This is a genomic window from Clostridium sp. CAG:265, assembly GCF_000436575.1.
In the GTDB taxonomy this organism is placed as follows: Bacteria; Bacillota; Clostridia; order Clostridiales; family Clostridiaceae; genus Clostridium; species Clostridium lentum.
The window spans coordinates 34,260-35,462 of the sequence record NZ_FR886627.1 but is presented as its reverse complement, the minus strand read 5'-3'; the positions used below and the strand labels follow the sequence as shown (position 1 = coordinate 35,462).

1 protein-coding gene is annotated in these 1,203 nt (G+C 27.0%); it reads left to right on the top strand.

Annotated elements, in window-relative coordinates:
- Positions 1 to 476: 476 nt before the first annotated feature.
- The coding region (locus Q5O29_RS08525) for a condensation domain-containing protein (protein WP_302631974.1) at positions 477 to 1,203 on the top strand (727 nt) is incomplete at its 3' end.

The following is a 1,203-nucleotide window of genomic DNA, read 5'->3' as shown; positions in this document are numbered from 1 at the left end:
TTTTATGATTGAGGAACCCTTTTCTCTGCAACCGAAGGTTGCCCCTGTGGATAACTTCTTAAAAATACAAAAATATTTTTTCGATACTTTTTTATTACTGATGATGAAAAAGTGGGCATAAAGCTTGATGATATTTAGGTTAGAGGTTGATGGCGTTTTTTTCGAGACTTTTTTTTGAGTGAACATTAAGAAACAGAACTTAATAGGTTCATAATAGATAGTACACGTTTTTAGAGAAATCTAATTACGTGTGCTATTTTTTTTATTTTTCACTAATAAAGTAAACGATTACAAGCAAATAGACTTAATCATCATAAAAAACACAAAAATTATTTACTTATTATTGAAAATATTGAAATAAATGTAAAAATAATTTATAATGAAAGCAATGTTATTTTTATAATAGTTAGTATAAATGGTAAAACACTGATGATGGAAAATAAATCAAATAAGCTTAAAGGTAGGGGGATTAATTAATGGAAAATATTAAGTACTATGATTTAACATTATCTCAAGATGTTATGTATTTTGCTTTAAAATACTCGCCAAAAAAAAGTGTAGTAAATATAGGAGCGGCTTTATGGATAGAAGAAGAAATTAATATTGATTTGTTAGAAAATGCACTATATAAATCGATTTGGAGAATGGATGCATTAAGACTTAGATTAAAAAAAATCGATGGCGTTATTAAGCAATATGTGTCTACAGAAGAGCCTAAAAAAGTAAAGGTAGTAGATTTTACCCATTTATCTAAAGAGCAAATTGATAAAAAGCTTACTGACTGGACAGGTACAGCATTTAAATATAAAGATTTAGAAATGTATGATATCACAATAATTAAAGCTAAAGATAACTTAATTGGTGTTTATGTAAAAGTAAATCATGTAGCCATGGATGCATGGGGACTAACTGTTTTTATAAGAGATGTTATGGATGTATATGCAGCTATGAGAGATAATAAAGAATTACCAAAACCACCAGCACCATTTATTCCATTACTTGAAGCAGATTTAGCATATAAAGATTCAAAAAGATTTAAGAAGGATGAAGAGTTTTGGAAGGAATATTTTAAAGAAACACCTAAGTATTCAACAGTAAATGAAAAATATATTGGTAAAAAATATAGACCTACTTCCTTAAGAGTTAAATCTAAATTAAAGGTGATAACTTTAGAAAGTGAAAAAGTAGAAAAAATAAATGAGT